A 16273-nucleotide genomic window follows, 5' to 3' on the forward strand; every position below is an offset into this window, starting at 1 on the left:
GAAGAGACTGGTGGCTTCCGGGTAATCGACAAATGAACCGCCCGGCCAGGAGAACGTCCGGCTCAGGCGGTCGCGGCGCGGCTGGCAGTGCACGCACGCCCGCGAGCACCGGCCACCGCAGGGGCACCGGCACCGGCACCGGGCTGAATATGCTGCACGGCGTGACCAAGGTGACGGCGGAACAGCTCGCGACCGCTCGGGGCTGCGCGCTCGGGCTGATGCTCGGTGACGCCATCGGCGCGGCGGGCGGCGAGGTGCCGGCGGCCGGGCCACTGCCGGCGACCAGCGCCGGCCAGCTCGCCTGCTTCACCATCGACGGCCTGATCCGCGCCCACGTCCGACATCGGCACCGGGGCATCTGCCACCCGCCGAGCGTGGTGTGGGAGTCGTACCGCCGCTGGGCCACGATCCAGGGCATCCCCGGCTTCCAGGTCGGCGGCGAGAGCGGTTCGCCGCTGGGCTGGCTGGTAGAGGTGCCGGCGCTGGCCCAGCGGCGCGGGTCCGCGCCGGCGACCGTGGCGGCACTGCGACGACGGCGGATCGGCACGGTCGACGACCCCAACGGTACGAGCGCCGGGGCGCACGCGCTGACCCGAAGCCTGCCGGTCAGCCTCTACCCGTGCGAGCCGGCCGAGATCGCCGCCCTCACGCACGCGGGCGACGCGGTGGCCGCTGCCGGGCTGGGTGGTGCGGTGGTTCGTCTGCTGGCCGCGGGACAGCCACTCGTCGAGGCGCTGGAGAGCGTGCGGCTCGGCGCCGGGGACTGGTCCGAAGCGTCGGAGCGATCACTGGCGCCAGCCCTGGCGGCCGCCCGGTCCGGCCCGGCCACGCTGCGCGAACTGAGCCGCCTCGCCCCCGATGAGCGGGCGGTTTCCGCGCTGGCCGGCGGCGTCTACGCCGTCGCCTGCTTCCCGGGACGGCGGACAGTGCGCGAGGCCCTCCTGTTCGCCGCCTCGGCCGGCGACGGCGGCCACGCCGTGACGGTGGCCGGTGCCCTGCTGGGTACGGCACACGGCCCGGATGCCCTTCCGGTCGACTGGCTGTCCCGGTTGGAGTTGGCCTGGACGGCCGACACGCTGGCCCGCGACATGGTCACCGAGCTTCAGGACAGCCCTTCGGGGGGCGAGTACTACCCCCCGACCGACCCCTGTTGGCGGACCCGCTACCCCGGCTGACATCGGGGCACGGTGCCATTCGACCTCGGTAGCGAAGCGCCGCCACCGGTCGCTGCGCCGCCCCGCATCGCGGTCACCCGCATGGCGCGCCCCGCGCGGGGCTTGACCCTCGAGTGGGTCGAGCTTGCAGGATGTGCGGCGAGGACCGACGGCCGGGCAGCCGGCCCGACCACGGGGAGCATGATGGACCGAAACGACGACGACGATGTCATGGCCGACATCGGTCACGCCCTGGAGTTGGGGCGGGCCGGCGACCGGGGTGCCGCCCGCGACGCCCTGACCGCGCTCTGGGACCGGGTCGGCGACGCGGGGGACGCCCTGCACCGCTGCACCATCGCGCACCACCTGGCCGACCTCCAGGACGCCGTCGCGGACGAGTTGACGTGGGACCGCCGCGCGCTGGCCGCCGCCACCGACCTCAGCGACGAGCGCGCCCAGGAGCACCACGCGTCGTTGCGGGTGCGCGCCTTCCTGCCGTCGCTGCACCTCAACCTCGCCGACGCGTACCGCCGGGCCGGTGACGTGGACCGGGCCCGGCAGCATGTGGCGGTCGCGACGCCCCTCGCCGCCGAACTGCCGGACGACGACTACGGCGTGCTGATGCGCGACGCCCTCGCGCGGGTGGCCGGGCGGCTCGACACCGGATCGCGGGAGCCGCTCGCCAGGTCGTGAGGGACGGCTGACCCGGCCGCACCGACTCGTCGCGTTCCGTGAGGTGGGCGGAAGGGGCTCTCCTACCACGGGGTCCGTTGACCAGCGGGCCCTTCCCTGCCGCCCGGTCAGCTCGGTACGTCGCGGCGGCGGAAGCCGGCCAGCCCGGCCGCCAGCAGCGCCGCCGCGACCGCCGTCAGCGCGACCAGCGGCAGCAGCGCGGGTTCGACCGCCGGCGCCGACGGCACGTGCGTGTACGGCGACAGGTTCAGCGCCGCCTGCGGCAGGTCGAGCACCGCGCCGAGTTGCCCGAGCAGCAGGAACACGATCAGCACCGCCCAGGACGACGCCACCGACCAGCGGGGCAGCAGCCCGATCAGCGCCGTCACCACCCCGGCCACCACCAACAGGGCCGGCAGCCGGGTCAGCGCCGCCCCGCCCAGTTCGACGGCCTGCCCGAGGGGGTCGCCGGCGACCAGGCCGTAGCCGAGGCCGGTGGTGAGCCCGCCCAGCAGCACCAGGGCGAGGGCGCCGAGCGTCGCGGCGAGCACCTGGGTGGTCAGCCACCGGGTGCGGCTGACCGTCGTGGCCAGCACCGCCTCCAGCACCCCGTCGGTCTCGTCGGTGCGTGTACGCACCAGCGCCTGCACGACGTACGCCCCGATGGTGAGCGCGAACAGCGCCAGCATCGCGGCCAGGTACGCGTCGACCAGTTTCGCGCCACCGCCCATCGCGGTGATGGCCTCGGCGGTGGCCGGGTTCTCCTCGATCATGGCGTTGAACTCGTCGCCGGCGATGCCCATCGAGAAGCCGAGCACCGCCACCCCGACCGCCCAGCCGAGCAGCGTGCCGCGCTGCGACCGCCAGGCCAGGCCGGCGGGGCTGAGCAGCCCGGGTGCGGCGGTGGCCGGCCCGCGCCGGGGCGCGACGAGCCCGGCGCCGATGTCGCGCCGCTCGGCGAGGGCGTAGGCCGCCGCCACGCCGGCGACCAGCAGCACGACGGGCAGCGCAAGGGTCCACCAGCGTTCGCCGCCGAAGGCGCGGACCTGGTTGCCCCAGCCGAGCGGGGAGAGCCAGGACGGCCAGGCGCTGACCACCCGCAGGCCGTCGCCGGTCTGCTCGCCCAGCACGTCGCCGGCCGCGCGGAGCAGGAAGGCGACGCCGACGGTGGCGGCGGCGAGCGCGTTGGCGCCCCGGGAGGTGGTCGACAGTTGGGCGGTGCCGGCGGCGACACCGGTGAACGCCACCCCGACCCCGCCGACGGCGGCGGCCGCCGCGACGGACCCGGCGAGGGGCAGGCCGGCCCCGGCGAGGGCGGCGGCGAGCAGGGCGGTGGCGGCCACGTTCGCCCCGACGACGACCAGCAGGGCGGCGGTGAGCAGCGCGTACCGGCCGACGACGGAGGCGCCGAGCAGTTCCGCCCGGCCGCTCTCCTCGTTCTGCCGGGTGTGCCGGACCACCGCGAAGGTGCTCAGCAGCGCAGCGAGCAGGGCCAGCGTCACGTACGTCTCGGCGACCACCACCGCGCCGAGGTCGGTGCCGGCGATCGGCCCGTTGAACGCGCGGGCGACGAGGCTGGCGGCCGACGTGCTGGCGTAGCCGGCCCGGGACGCCTCGTCCGGGTAGAACCCCTTGACGCTGCCGGCGAGGGCGTAGCCGAGCAGGGGCGTGCCGAGCACCCAGATCGCCAGCCGGACCCGGTCGCGGCGTAGCACGAGGCGGGCGAGCCGCCCGGTGCCGGTGAACGCGCTCACCGGGCACCGGCCGGCCGGTCGGCGCCCGGGCGGTGGCCGTTGGTCGCGACGGCGGGACGTGCGTCGCCGTAGTGGCGCAGGAAGAGTTCCTCCAGGGTGGGCGGGGCGCTGGTCAGCGCGCGGACGCCGAAGCCGACGAGGCGCCCGAGCAGCGCGTCGAGGTGGGCGGGCTCGACCTCCAGGTGGGTGCGCCCGTCGACCTCGCGCACGGCGTGGACGCCGGGCAGGTCGGCCAGTCCGGTGGCCGGTCGCGCGGTCTCGACGGTGATCGCCGTACGCGTGAGGTGCCGCAGCTCGGTGAGGGTGCCGGACTCGACGGTGCGGCCCTCGCGGATGATGCTGACCCGGTCGCAGAGCGCCTCGACCTCGGCCAGCACGTGGCTGGAGAGCAGCACGGTGGCGCCGTCGCGCGTGAGTTGGCGGACCTCGTCCTGGAAGACGGCCTCCATCAGCGGGTCGAGCCCGGACGTCGGCTCGTCGAGCACGTACAGCTCCACGTCGGAGGCGAAGGCGGCGACGATGGCGACCTTCTGCCGGTTGCCCTTGGAGTAGGTGCGGCACCTGCGGGTCGGGTCGAGGTCGAAGCGTTGCAGCAGGTCGTCGCGGCGACGGCGGTCCAGGCCACCGCGCAGCTCGCCGAACAGGTCGATGGCCTCGCCGCCGGAGAGGTTGGGCCAGAGGCTCACGTCGCCGGGCACGTACGCCAGGCGGCGGTGCAGGGCCACCGCGTCCCGCCAGGGGTCGGCGTCGAACACCCGCACGTCGCCCGCGTCGCGGCGCAGCAGGCCGAGCAGGACGCGCAGGGTGGTGGACTTGCCGGAGCCGTTGGGGCCGAGGAAGCCGTGCACCTCCCCCGCCTCGACCCGCAGGTGGAGCCCGTCTAGCGCACGGACGCCGCCGAACGTCTTGACCAGGTCTTCGATCGAGATGACGGGCATGACCCCTCCTGCCGTCGGTGGCGCGACGACCACACTCTACTGACCGATGGTCAGTAGAATCAACGGTGTCGCCGGTCATCGGTCAGTCGTGGCTAGGCTTGCCGGCATGACCGTCGAGGTGCCCGACGACACGCGTACCCGGATCCTGCGCGCCGCGCTGGACCTGTTCGGCGAGCACGGCTACCAGCGCACCTCGCTGCGCCAGATCGCCGAGCGGCTGCGGCTGACCAAGGCCGCCATCCTCTACCACTTCCCCGCCAAGGAGCACCTGCTCGCGGCCCTGGTCGAGCCGCTGGTGGCCGACTTCGAGGCGCTGCTCGACGCGGCCGAGAAGGGGCCGGCCGAGCGGGCCCGCTGGACGGTGCTGGAGGGCTGGGTGGACATCATCCTGGGCCACCGTCGCCCGCTCGGCATGCTCTTCCACGACATCGCGCTCGTCGGCCGGGGCGACACCTACCACCGGCTGATCCGGATCGCGATGCGCGCGAACGACCTGATCGCCGGGCCGGGCGCGGGGCGCCGGGAGCGGGTCCGCGCGGTGCAGGCGGTCGCCGCGTGCAGCGACCCGGTCGTCTTCTTCACCGACGTGCCGGTCGAGGTGCTGCGGGCCGACATGCTCGACGGCGTGCGCCGGCTACTCGGCGACCCCGTCGGCCCCGGCCCGGCCCGCGGCGCGGGCCCGGCGGGCGGCGCGGACCCGGCAGGCGGCGCGGACCCGGCAGGCGGCGCGGACCCGGCGGGCGGCACGCATACGGCGGGCGGCACGGACACGCCGGTGAGCAGCAGTGTGGAGACGCCGGCGGCGGACGCCGGCGGCGCGGGGGCCGGGGTCGGGCGGGGGCGGCGACGCCCCGGGCGGCCCCGGGCGATGGGCCCGGAGCAGGTCGAGGCGGCCCGGCGGATGCACGCCGAGGGCGGCCACTCGGCGGACGAGATCGCCGCCGCGCTCGGCGTCTCGCGGGCCACCGTCTACCGCCACCTGGAGCCGACCGGCGCGGAATAATGAGACGGATATTGCGACGGTTTTGAGACCGGGTGGCCGGGGAGCGTCAGGCGGCCAGGGTGGCGTAGCGGCCGGCGCGCTCCACCAGGCTGTCGTGGCTGCCGGACTCGACGATCCGGCCGTGGTCGAGCACGGCGATCCGGTCCGCGTCGCGCACCGTGGAGAGCCGGTGCGCGATGGTGATGGTGGTGCGACCCCGGGCCACCTCGTCGAAGGCCCGCTGCACGGCGCGTTCGGTCTCGGTGTCCAGCGCGCTGGTGGCCTCGTCGAGGATCAGGATGCGCGGGTCGCGCAGCAGCGTGCGGGCGATAGCGAGACGCTGCTTCTCGCCGCCGGAGAAGCGGTGCCCCCGGGAGCCGACGACCGTCTCGTACCCGTCGGGCAGCCCGGCGATCAGGTCGTGGATCTGCGCGGACCGGGCGGCGGCCTCGATCTGGGCGTCGGTGGCGTTTGGGCGGGCGTAGCGCAGGTTCTCCCGCACGGTCGTGTGCAGCAGATACGTCTCCTGGCTGACCACGCCGACGATCGCGGCCAGATCGGCCAGCCGCAGGTCGCGCAGGTCGACGCCGTCGACGGTGATCCGGCCGCTCGTCGGGTCCTGTAGCCGGCTGACCAGCGCGGCCAGGGTGCTCTTGCCGGATCCGGTCTCGCCGACCAGGGCCAGCGAGGTGCCGGCCGGCACGTCGAGGGTGATCCCGGCGACGGCGGCGGTGTCGCTGCCCGGGTAGCTGAAGGTGACGTCACTCAGGCGCAGGTGGCCGCGGACGCGACGGGGGTCGAGGTCGACCGGTTCGGCGGGGTCGTCCACCTCGACCGGCAGGTCCAGGTATTCGAAGATCCGGGCGAACAGCGCCAGCGACGCGGTCACCGAGACGCCCACGTTGAGCAGGCCCATCAGCGGCCGGAACAGCCCGCCCTGCAGCGCGGTGAACGCGACCAGGGTGCCGATGCTGAGGGTGCCGGCGGCGGCGGGCAGGCCGGCGCTGAGGTAGATGACCGCCGGGATGGCGGCGAACACGACGCTCATCGTGGCCATCCGCCAACGTCCCGCGAGTTCCGAGCGCAGCTCCAGATCGACCAGGCGGGCCGACGAGTCGGTGAAGCGCGCGGCCAGGGCGGGGCCGGTGCCGAGGGTCTTGGCCAGGTGCACGCCGCTGACCGAGAGCCCTTCCTCGACCGTCACGTTGAGGTCGGCGAGTTCGTGCTGTCGCCGCGCGCGGTGATCTCGCGGCGCAGGTGGGCGACCCGGCGGGTGAGCCAGAGGGCCGGCGGCAGCACGACGAGGGAGACCAGCGAGAGCCGCCAGGAGAGCGCGGCCATCGCCGCCGCGGTGGCGACCACAGTGGTCAGGTTGGCCGCGACGGAGGTGGCGGTGGAGGTGACCACGCTCTGCATGCCGCCGATGTCGTTGGTGATCCGCGACTGCACCTCGCCGGTGCGGGTGCGGGTGAAGAACGCCAGTGACTGCCGTTGCAGGTGGGTGAAGACGTCGGTGCGCAGCCGGTGCATGACCTGCTGCCCGACCCGGGTGGAGATCCAGGTCTGCGCCACGCCGAGCACGGAGGTCACGGCGGCGACGGCGACCATGCCGGCCACCAGCCGGGCCAGCAGGGGCAGATCACGCTCGGGCAGGGCACGGTCGATCACGGCACGCAGCAGGAAGGGCGAGGCCATGGCGAGCACGGAGGAGACCACGATGATCGCGATCACCGTGCCGAGTGCGCCGCGGTGCCGGGTGAAGAGCCGGCCGATGCGCCGCAGCGACACCTGGCGGGCCTGCGCCTTCTCGGCGGCGCTGACCTTGCGGGGGCCGCGGTCGCGGCCGGAGGGGACGGGTTCCAAGGGATACTTCCTCACGTCGGATATGCTGAGGTTACCTCAACATGAGGGAGCAACAGCTTCCACTGCTACGGTATTCCCGTGACGACAGACACGGACGGCCCCGAGGACGGGCTCGCCGAGGCGTTCCAGGCGGTGACCCGCCGGCTGCGGCACCGCACCCGCGAGGCGCTCGCCCCCTGGGACGTCACGCCCGGGCAGTCCCGGGCGCTCGGCACCCTGATCCGCCACGGTGAACTTCGGCTCAGCGCGCTCGCCGAGCACCTGCGCATCGCCCCGCGCTCGGCCACCGAGGTCGTGGACGACCTGGAGCGGCGCGGGCTCGTGCGGCGCCGGCCCGACCCGGCGGACCGGCGCGCCACCCTGGTCGCGCCGACCGAGGAGGGTACGCACACCGGCGCCGCCCTGCGCGCCGCCCGCCGGGCCGCCGCCGAGCAGCTCTTCGGCGCCCTCCCGCCCACCGACCGCGCCGAACTCACCCGCATCCTGGGTACGCTGCGCGACTGACCGCCCCGCCCACCGTGGCCGCCGCACGCCGGTTCCCCGCCCGCCGCAGCACCGCGCGCCGTTCCCGCCCACCGCAGCCGCCGCACGCCCGTTCCCCGCCCAACGCAGCCGCCGCACGCCCGTTCCCCGCCCGCCGCAGCGCCGCGCGCCCGTTCCTCGCCCGCCGCAGCGCCGCGCGCCGTTCCCCGCCCCGCCACCGCCCGCCGTCGGACCGCGGCCGGGTTTGCTGCCCCGGCACCGGGGTAGCCCAGCCGCCCGTCCTACCCGACGGGACCGGGCGCCCCCGACCGGGCCGCCCGGCGCCTGCGACGCCGACAGGAGTGGTGACCGTGGATCCGGTGCCCAGCGAGTCCGGTGACGGCTGATCATGTGCGGTATCAGCGGAGAGGCGAGGTTCGACGGGTCGACGCCGGACGCCGGGGCGGTGACCCGGATGACCGAGGCCATGCGGTCGCGCGGCCCCGACGGCGATGGCCTCTGGCACGACGACTGGGTGACCCTCGGGCACCGCCGGCTCACCGTCATCGACCTCACCGAGGCCGGCGCCCAACCGATGGCCCGCGAGGACCTGGGACTCGCTCTGATCTTCAACGGCTGCGTCTACAACTACCCGCAACTGCGCGAGGAACTGCGCGACGCCGGGCACACGTTCCACTCGACCAGCGACACCGAGGTCGTCCTCGTGGCGTACGCGCAGTGGGGCGAGGCCTTCGTCGAACACCTCGTCGGCATGTTCGCGATCGTGCTGGTGGACCGGCGGCGACGCCGACTGGTGCTGGCCCGCGACCGGCTCGGCATCAAACCGCTCTACCTCGCGGAGTCACCCGGACGGCTGCGGTTCGCCTCCACCCTGCCGGCGCTGCTGCGCGCCGGCGACGTGGACACCACGATCGACCCGGTGGCGCTGCACCACTACCTGTCCTGGCACTCCATCGTGCCGGCGCCCCGGACCGTCCTGCGGGGGGTGCGCAAGCTCCCCCCGGCCACCCTGCGCGTCATCGAGGCCGACGGGCGCAGCCGCGAGCGCGTCTACTGGCGGCCCGAATACGCCCGGGACCCCGCCCACGCCGGCATGGACGCCGGGGACTGGCGCGACGCCGTCGGCGAGGCGCTGCGCGCGGCCGTGCGGCGGCGCCTCGTCGCCGACGTGCCCGTCGGCGTGCTGCTCTCCGGCGGCCTGGACTCCAGCATGATCGTGGCGCTGCTCGCCGAGGCCGGGCAACGCGACCTGCAGACGTTCAGCATCGGCTTCGACAGCCGGGGCGGCGAGAGCGGCGACGAGTTCCACTACTCCGACCTGGTTGCCGGCGCCTTCGGCACCCACCACCACCGCATCCGGCTCGCCGACGACGACCTGGTCCCGGCCGTACGCCGTGCCGTCCACGCCATGACCGAACCGATGGGCAGCCACGACGTGGTCGCCTTCCACCTGCTCTCCGAACAGGTGGCCCGGCACGTGAAGGTGGCCCAGTCCGGGCAGGGCGCCGACGAGGTCTTCGCCGGCTACGGCTACCACCAGCCCCTCGCCCGGACACCCCGCGACGGCGCGACGGCGGCCTTCGCCGACGCGTTCTTCGACCGGGACCACGCCGAGCTGAACCGGGTGGTCCACCCCGCGTACGCCTGCGACCGCGACGCCAGTCGCGAACTGCTCGCGGCGGACCTGGCCGCGCCGGGCGCGCAGACGGCGCTGGACGCGGTGCTGCGCCTGGACACCCACCTGATGCTCCCCGACGACCCGGTCAAACGTGTCGACAGCATGAGCATGGCGTGGGGGCTGGAGGTGCGCACCCCTTTCCTGGACCAGGACCTGGTCACCCTGGCGGCGGCCTGCCCGCCCGAGCACAAGGTGGCCGACGGCGGTAAGGGCGTGCTCAAGGAGGTGGCCCGCCAGGTGCTGCCCGCCGAGGTCGTCGACCGACCGAAGGGCTACTTCCCGGTGCCGGCGCTGCGCAACGTCGACGGGCCGCTGCGGCACCTCGTCGCCGACGCCCTCGCCGCGCCCGCCGCCCGCGAGCGCGGCCTGTTCCGCCCCGGGTATGTCGACGAACTGCTCGCCGAACCGGACCGCGCGCAGGCCGCCGCCGGCAGCAACAAGCTGTGGCAGCTCGGCCTGCTGGAACTCTGGCTGCAGTCCCACGACATCCGCTGAGCGCCCCCGCCCGACGCACGCCGCACCGGGGCGGGGGCGGCTCAGCCGGCGCGGGTCTCGGCGGCCAGGTGGTCCAGGACTGCGCGCACGTCGTTGTCCGTACGCGCCATGACCCGGCGTTGCCGGGTGGCGCCGTTGCCGTCGCGGCGCAGCCGGGCCAGTTGGTCGCGTACGTAGTCGAGGTCGCCGTGCCGGGTCAGGGCCGGCGCGACCTCCTCGACGAGGTCCCCGACGAGGTCCCAGGCGGGGCGCGCGACGCCGGCGCGCAGGTCGATCAGGTCGCCCTCCAGCCCGTCGTGGGCGGCACGCCAGTGCGCGGCGGAGACCAGGCAGTCCCGGATGCGCGGGGCGGGCCGTCCCGCGCGGGCCTCCTCGGCCAGCGTCGCGACGAGCGCCCGGACCAGGCCGGCGACCAGCACGGCGTCGTCCACCCCCGGGCAGACGTCGCCCACCCGGATCTCCACCGTGGGGTACGCGGCCGACGGGCGCGCGTACCAGTAGACCATCGCCGCGTCGAGCATGACCCCCGCGTCGATCAGCTCCGCCACGGTCGCGTCGTAGTCGGCGGCCGAGTCGAAGTGCGGGGTCGGCCCGATGCTGGGCCAGCGTTCCAGCTGCATGGAACGCCAACTCGCGTGCCCGGTGTCGCGCCCGTCGTGCAGCGGCGAGTTGGCGGTGATCGCCTGGATCACCGGCAGCCACGGACGCAGGTGGTTGCAGACCTGCACGGCCAGTTCGCGGTCCGCGACACCGACGTGCACGTGGCAGCCGCAGACGGCCGGATCGTGCGCCACCGGCCCGAAGCGCCGGGACATCGCGTGGTAGCGGGGCTCGTCCGGCACCGTCCGGTGCCGCTCGTGCACGGGCGTGGCGCCGACGGCGACGAGCCGCGCCCCGGCGGCCTCGGCGGCGTCGCCGGCGGAGCGGCGCAGCGCCACCAGGTGCCCGCGCAGCTCGGCCAGCTCGACGGTGACGGGCGTGACCATCTCCACCATGCTGTGCCGGAACTCCTGCCGGCTCTGGTCCCGAGCGGCGCCGGACAGGGCGGTGAGCACCTGGTCGGCGACCGGCAGGCTCTCCCCCGTGCGTGCGTCGAGCAGGAGGTACTCCTCCTCCACCCCGAGCGTCAGCGGGGCCGCCGGCTCTAGATCGCTGGCAACTGCCGGGCGGTACGTCATGGGCGCTCGGCGTCCGTTCGTCGGGCGGCGTGTCGGCGCCGCGCTACCGGGGTGCCCCGGGTTCCCGGCCACCCGGCAGGCAAACCCGGGGCCGCGGACGCCCTTTATCAGGGCCCGCTTATATAAGCCATGTGTGATAGAAAGAGCGCGTGCACGCCTTCGACGTACTCGGTGATCCGGTGCGGCGCCGCATCCTCGAACTGCTCACCGACGGCGAGATGACCGCCGGCGGGCTGTGCGACGTGATCCGGCGGGAGTTCGGGATCTCCCAGCCGGCCGTCTCCCAGCACCTGAAGGTGCTGCGCGACAACGGCTTCGCCACCGTCCGGCCGGCGGGGGCCCGGCGGCTCTACGCCGTGGATCCCCGCGGCCTACGGGAGGTCGACAGCTGGCTGGCGGACTTCCGCCGGTTCTGGACGCCGCCCCTGCACGCCCTCGCCACCGAACTGGCCCGAGGCAAGCGCGAACGGCGGCTACGCGCGCAGCCGGACGTGACCGACAGACCGCCCGATGACAGGAGAGACGCATGATCGACGCCACCGAGCAGATCAACGCCGTACGCCGCCAGCTCGGCCGGCGGGTGCTGGAGGCCGGCGAGGCCCGGGTGATGACCATCAGCCAGACGTACGACGCGCCACTGGCGGACCTCTGGGACGCCTGCACCAACGCCGAGCGGATCCCCCGCTGGTTCATGCCGGTCTCCGGCGACCTGCGGCTGCACGGCCGCTACCAGTTGGAGGGCAACGCCGGCGGTACGATCGAACGCTGCGACCCGCCGAAGGGCTTCGCCGCCACCTGGGAGTACGGCGAGGAGGTGAGCTGGATCGAGGTGCGGCTGACCCCGGCCGGGGACGGTCGGACCCGCTTCGAGCTGGAGCACGTCGCGCACGTCGACCAGGAACGCTGGGACCAGTTCGGCCCGGGCGCGCTCGGGGTCGGCTGGGACCTGGCGCTGCTCGGCCTGGCCTCGCACCTGGCCGCCGACGGCAGCGGGGTCACGCCGCAGGAGGGCGAGGCATGGGCGGTCTCCGAGCAGGGCCGGCGGTTCGCGACGGCGAGCAGCGAGCGTTGGGGCGAGGCGAGCGTCGCCGACGGCACCGACGCCGAGGCCGCCCGGGCCGCCGTGGCCCGCACCACCGCCTTCTACACCGGCACACCGATGCCCTGAGCGCGGGCGCGACGCCGGTCACGGCCCGCCACGAGACGGCGAGTCGCGGCCGGCGGGTAACGTGCTGCGGCATGACCGGCGCGCCGTACTCCCACTGCTCCTACTGCGGCGCGGCCTACCCGGCGGCGGCCGGGTGGCCGCGGGTCTGCGCGGCCTGCGGCGAGACGGTCTGGCGCAACCCGCTGCCCGTCGCGGTGGCGGTGCTGCCGGTCCGCACGGCCCGGGGTCTCGGCGTGGTCGTCGTCCGCCGCGACATCGAGCCGGCCCGCGGCCAGCTCGCCCTGCCGGGTGGCTTCGTCGAGTACGGCGAGGAGTGGCAGGAGGCGCTGGTCCGGGAGCTGTGGGAGGAGACCGGCCTGCGCGCCGACGCCGCCGACGCCCGGCTGCTCGCGGTGCACGGCGCCCCGGCCGGCGGCACGATGATGGTCTTCGGCGAGCTGCCCACGCGGCGGGCCGACGCGCTGCCACCGTCGGCGCCGACCGCCGAGGCCACCGAGTGGCTGGTGCTCACCGAACCCACGGAGCTGGCCTTCTCCACCCACACCCGGATGCTCGCCGACTTCCTCGCCCGGCACCCGGGCTGAGCCGGAGCGCTCAGCCCGTCAGGTAGCGGGCGGGCACCGCGTCGGTGAGCCAGACACCGTTGGCGCTGCAATAGAAGATGTGCCCGTCGCGGGCCATCGCCGCCGCGTCCACCGTCAACACCACCAGCTCGCCCGCCCGTCGGGCACCCACCCGTCGGGCGGTCGCCACGTCCGGTGACAGGTGCACGTGGTGCCGACCGGCCCGGTGCAGGCCGGTGGCCCGGATCGAGTCGAGCGCTGCGCGACCGGTGCCGTGGTAGAGCCGTGCCGGCGGCACGGCGGGCGCGAGCCCCAGCTCGACCGGGATCGAGTGCCCCTGGTTGGCCCGGATCCGCTCGACGCCGTCGGCACCGCGCTGCACGGCGAAGCGCTGCTTGTCGTCGCCGGCCACCACGGGGTCCAGGTCGGCACGGTCGATGCGCAGCGCGGCACACAGGGCCTCCACCGGCACCCAGCCCGCCCGGTCGGGCACGAGGCCGAACCGGGCCGGCACGTGGCGCAGCGCCAGGGACATCCGCTTGCTCAGCCGCACCATCGCCCGGTGATCCATCGACAGAGTCTCGCGCGCGTCGGGCGGCCGACGCCACCGGGTTCGGCGGACGCGACGACGCCGGCGAGCGCGGCCGGCGGCACCCGCCGGGCAGGGCGGTGACGCGCAGGCTCAGGCGGCGGACCGGCCGGTGACGGCGGCCGCCACCTCCACCTCGACGAGCGCGCCGGGCAGGAAGAGCCGGCTTACCTCGACCGTCGTGCTGGCGGGCGGTGGCACGGCGGTGAAGAGCCGACGCCGCACGCCGGCGTACCCGGGCAGGTCGCCGAGGTCGGTCATGAACGTCCGGACGTGCAGCACGTCCGCCAGGCCCGCGCCGTGGCCGGCCAGCACGCCCTCGACGATCTCGAAGATCCGTTCCGACTGCGCGACGACGTCGCCCGGCCCCACCAGGTGGCCGTCGTCGTCGACGGCCACCTGCCCGGCGAGCATGAGCAGTGCGCCGCCGGGCAGGTCGACGCGGGCCACGTGGGCGAACCGGTCGCCGAACGGGGCGGCGACGGTGGGCGGGTTGTCGAGGGTGCGCCTCACGAGTTCTCCAGGGCTACGAGGGTGGCGATGTCGGCGGTCGGGTCGGCGGCGGCCAGCGTGCTCCGGGCCGCGCGCAGCAGCGGGGCCGGGGTGGCGACGAGCGCGTCCCGGGCCAGGTCGAGGTCCTTGGCGGCGAGGACGAGCGGAAAGTCGGCGTCGGTGGCGGTGGCGCGCGTGAGCACTCCGCCGAGCGGGCCTGCGGCCAGCGCGTCGAGGGCGGTCGCCCGGTCGACGCCGACGGCGCGGGCGACCGCCAGGGTGTCGGCCAGCCCGGCGACCGCGACGAGCAGCGCCGCGTTGAGCACGAGCTTCAGCGCGGCCCCGCCGCCGGTGTCGCCGCAACGGCGTACGGTGCCGAGCGCCCCCAGGACGGGGGTGGCCCGGTCGACGGCGGCATCGGCGCCGCCGGCGAGCACCCGAAGCTGGCCGGCGCGGGCGGCGGCCACGCTGCCGGCCACCGGGGCGTCGACCAGGTCCACGGTGGTGGGTAGGCGCGTCGCGAGTTCGCGGACGGCGACCGGACCGTTGGTGGACATCTCGACCAGGCAGGCACCGGGTGGCAGGGCCGGCGCGGCCCCGTCGGGCCCGAACAGCACCGCCTGCACGGCGTCGGCGTCGGCGAGCATCGTGATGACGACGCCGGCGTGGCCGACGGCGATCGACGCCCCCATCCGGCCCGTGCCGAGTACGGCGATCTCTGTCATGGGGGAAACCGTAGGGCGGGCGGTGCCATGCGATCAGCGAATCATCGGGATGGCAGCCATGCGTGCGACGCATGCGTGGGTACGCTCGGCGGATGCAGCCGCTCGCCCTCGACGTGTTCCGGACGGTGGCCCGGCACGGCTCGATCACCGCCGCCGCCCGCGAGCTGCGCTACACCCAGTCGGCGGTGTCCCGCCAGATCGCGGCGTTGGAGGCGGAGCTGGGCGTGGCGTTGTTCGACCGGCTGCCGCGCGGCGTCGCCCTGACCGAGCCGGGGCGGTGCCTGCTGCCGCACGCGCAGGCGGTGCTGGACCGGCTCACCACCGCCCACCGGGACCTGGACGCGCTGCGGGGGCTCGGTGGGGGCCGGCTGCGGGTGGGGGCGTTCGCGACCGCGATGGCCGCCCTCGTGCCCCGGGCGCTGGCCGCGTTCCGCGCCGCGTACCCCCGGGTGGCCCTCTCGGTGGTCGAGGGCCGCACCCCCGACCTGCTGCAACGGTTGCTCGCCGGCGACGCCGACGTGGCCGTGGTGAGCGCGCCGCCGGACCGGCCGCTGGACGCCGGACGCCTCGAGCTGCGGCACCTGCTCGACGAGCGCCTGCTGGTGGCGGTGGCCCGGGACCACCGCCTTGCCCGACGCCGCACGGTGCGGCTGGCCGAGCTGGCCGACGACACGTTCGTCGCCGGGTCGGCCGACGGCGAGGACCCGTTGATGCGCGCCACCATGCCACCCGGCTTCCGGCCCCGGACGGACATCGTCGCCGCCGACTGGACCGGCAAGCTGGGCTGCGTGGCCGCCGGGCTGGGGGTCGCGCTGGTGCCCGCGCTCGCCGTCCGGGCCGCCCCGGCCGACCTGGTGCTGCTGCGCCTGCACGGCGACGACGCGCCGGCCCGGCGGGTGTACGCGGCCACCGCCGCCGGGCGGCACCGTCCGCCGGCGGTCGACCGGCTGCTCGCCAATCTGCGGGTGGAGGCAGCCGGCGCCGGGAGTCGACCGCCGCGAGCCACCGGCCGGCCGATATCCTCCACCGGGTGAACGCGGCCCGGCAGACCGAGCGCAAGTTGATCGCCTCGAACAAGAAGGCGCGGCACGACTACACGATCCTCAAGACCTACGAGGCGGGCCTCGTCCTGGCCGGCACCGAGGTCAAGTCGCTGCGCGAGGGCCGGGCGTCGCTTGTCGACGCGTTCGCCCAGGAACACGACGGCGAGCTGATGCTGCACGGGCTGCACATCGCCGAGTACGGCTTCGGTAGCTGGACCAACCACGCGCCCCGGCGCACCCGCAAGCTGCTGCTGCGCCGGGTGGAGATCGCCCGGATCCTGGAGCGCACCCGCGAGGGCGGGCTGACCCTGGTGCCGCTGTCGATGTACTTCTCGGGCGGCTGGGCGAAGGTCGAGCTGGCCCTGGCCAAGGGCCGCAGGTCGTACGACAAGCGGCAGGCGCTGGCGGAGCGGGACGCCGAGCGGGAGATCGCCCGGGAGCTGGGCCGCCACCTCAAGGGCCGCACCGCCCGCCGCGGCTGACCGCCCCCGCGAAC

16 protein-coding genes and 1 pseudogene are annotated in these 16273 nt (G+C 75.3%); 10 read left to right on the forward strand and 7 right to left on the reverse strand.

Features of this window, described 5'->3' with window-relative positions; all coding sequences use genetic code 11:
• Positions 1–161 precede the first annotated feature (161 nt).
• Entirely contained in the window at positions 162–1175 is a 1014-nt protein-coding gene (locus ACQ452_RS16120) for an ADP-ribosylglycohydrolase family protein (RefSeq protein WP_433385073.1), read from the forward strand.
• A gap of 180 nt (positions 1176–1355) precedes the next feature.
• The gene (locus ACQ452_RS16125; RefSeq protein WP_433385076.1) at positions 1356–1847 is read left to right on the forward strand and encodes a hypothetical protein; all 492 of its coding nucleotides are present in this window, start codon (positions 1356–1358) and stop codon (positions 1845–1847) included.
• 107 nt (positions 1848–1954) lie between these two features.
• On the opposite strand, the gene ACQ452_RS16130 is transcribed toward ACQ452_RS16125, so the two are convergent.
• Together ACQ452_RS16130 and ACQ452_RS16135 are read right to left on the reverse strand one after the other, a co-directional pair.
• A complete protein-coding gene (locus ACQ452_RS16130) occupies positions 1955–3580 on the reverse strand; it encodes an ABC transporter permease (protein WP_433385079.1) in 1626 nt (541 codons plus the stop codon).
• A complete protein-coding gene (locus ACQ452_RS16135; RefSeq protein WP_433385082.1) occupies positions 3577–4518 on the reverse strand; it encodes an ABC transporter ATP-binding protein in 942 nt (313 codons plus the stop codon). Before ACQ452_RS16135 ends, ACQ452_RS16130 begins: the two co-directional genes overlap by 4 nt.
• A gap of 106 nt (positions 4519–4624) precedes the next feature.
• On the opposite strand from ACQ452_RS16135, the gene ACQ452_RS16140 reads away from it, so the two are divergent.
• Complete coding sequence (locus ACQ452_RS16140; RefSeq protein ID WP_433385085.1) at positions 4625–5521, forward strand: TetR family transcriptional regulator; 897 nt, start codon at positions 4625–4627, stop codon at positions 5519–5521.
• A gap of 46 nt (positions 5522–5567) precedes the next feature.
• Here the strand turns inward: ACQ452_RS16140 and ACQ452_RS16145 are convergent.
• Positions 5568–7363 (reverse strand): annotated as a pseudogene (locus ACQ452_RS16145) (ABC transporter ATP-binding protein).
• 78 nt (positions 7364–7441) lie between these two features.
• Here ACQ452_RS16145 and ACQ452_RS16150 point away from each other — a divergent pair.
• Positions 7442–7867 carry a MarR family winged helix-turn-helix transcriptional regulator gene (locus tag ACQ452_RS16150; RefSeq protein WP_433385088.1) on the forward strand — a complete coding sequence of 142 codons (426 nt, stop codon included), beginning with the start codon at positions 7442–7444 and terminating at the stop codon, positions 7865–7867.
• A gap of 367 nt (positions 7868–8234) precedes the next feature.
• Positions 8235–10019, forward strand: coding sequence for an N-acetylglutaminylglutamine amidotransferase (locus tag ACQ452_RS16155; RefSeq protein WP_433385091.1), 1785 nt, complete (start codon positions 8235–8237; stop codon positions 10017–10019).
• Between the two features lie 41 nt (positions 10020–10060).
• Here ACQ452_RS16155 and ACQ452_RS16160 read toward each other — a convergent pair whose 3' ends face one another.
• Positions 10061–11197: a carboxylate-amine ligase gene (locus tag ACQ452_RS16160; RefSeq protein WP_433385094.1), complete on the reverse strand. Its 1137-nt coding sequence runs from the start codon at positions 11195–11197 to the stop codon at positions 10061–10063.
• A 149-nt stretch (positions 11198–11346) separates the two neighbouring features.
• Between ACQ452_RS16160 and ACQ452_RS16165 the strand changes: the two genes are divergently transcribed.
• The 3 genes from ACQ452_RS16165 (at position 11347) to ACQ452_RS16175 (ending at position 12949) form a co-directional block, all read left to right on the forward strand.
• Entirely contained in the window at positions 11347–11727 is a 381-nt protein-coding gene (locus ACQ452_RS16165; protein ID WP_433385097.1) for an ArsR/SmtB family transcription factor, read from the forward strand.
• A complete protein-coding gene (locus ACQ452_RS16170) occupies positions 11724–12365 on the forward strand; it encodes an SRPBCC family protein (protein ID WP_433385100.1) in 642 nt (213 codons plus the stop codon). Before ACQ452_RS16165 ends, ACQ452_RS16170 begins: the two co-directional genes overlap by 4 nt.
• 71 nt (positions 12366–12436) lie before the next feature.
• Positions 12437–12949, forward strand: a complete 513-nt coding sequence (locus ACQ452_RS16175) for an NUDIX domain-containing protein (RefSeq protein WP_433385103.1) — start codon at positions 12437–12439, stop codon at positions 12947–12949.
• A 10-nt stretch (positions 12950–12959) separates the two neighbouring features.
• Here the strand turns inward: ACQ452_RS16175 and ACQ452_RS16180 are convergent, their stop codons facing one another.
• From ACQ452_RS16180 to ACQ452_RS16190, 3 genes are all read right to left on the reverse strand, one after another.
• Positions 12960–13499, reverse strand: coding sequence for an RNA 2'-phosphotransferase (locus ACQ452_RS16180; RefSeq protein ID WP_433385106.1), 540 nt, complete (start codon positions 13497–13499; stop codon positions 12960–12962).
• Positions 13500–13610: 111 nt separating this feature from the next.
• Positions 13611–14030: a RidA family protein gene (locus ACQ452_RS16185; protein WP_433385109.1), complete on the reverse strand. Its 420-nt coding sequence runs from the start codon at positions 14028–14030 to the stop codon at positions 13611–13613.
• Complete coding sequence (locus ACQ452_RS16190) at positions 14027–14734, reverse strand: NAD(P)-dependent oxidoreductase (protein ID WP_433385112.1); 708 nt, start codon at positions 14732–14734, stop codon at positions 14027–14029. The genes ACQ452_RS16185 and ACQ452_RS16190 overlap by 4 nt, the downstream gene beginning before the upstream one ends.
• A gap of 92 nt (positions 14735–14826) precedes the next feature.
• On the opposite strand from ACQ452_RS16190, the gene ACQ452_RS16195 reads away from it, so the two are divergent.
• Together ACQ452_RS16195 and smpB are read left to right on the forward strand one after the other, a co-directional pair.
• Positions 14827–15768: a LysR family transcriptional regulator gene (locus ACQ452_RS16195; protein WP_433385115.1), complete on the forward strand. Its 942-nt coding sequence runs from the start codon at positions 14827–14829 to the stop codon at positions 15766–15768.
• Positions 15765–16259 carry an SsrA-binding protein SmpB gene (gene smpB / locus ACQ452_RS16200; RefSeq protein ID WP_433385118.1) on the forward strand — a complete coding sequence of 165 codons (495 nt, stop codon included), beginning with the start codon at positions 15765–15767 and terminating at the stop codon, positions 16257–16259. The genes ACQ452_RS16195 and smpB overlap by 4 nt, the downstream gene beginning before the upstream one ends.
• Positions 16260–16273: the final 14 nt, after the last annotated feature.

Source organism: Micromonospora sp. KLBMP9576, assembly GCF_050941805.1.
In the GTDB taxonomy this organism is placed as follows: domain Bacteria; phylum Actinomycetota; class Actinomycetes; order Mycobacteriales; family Micromonosporaceae; genus Micromonospora.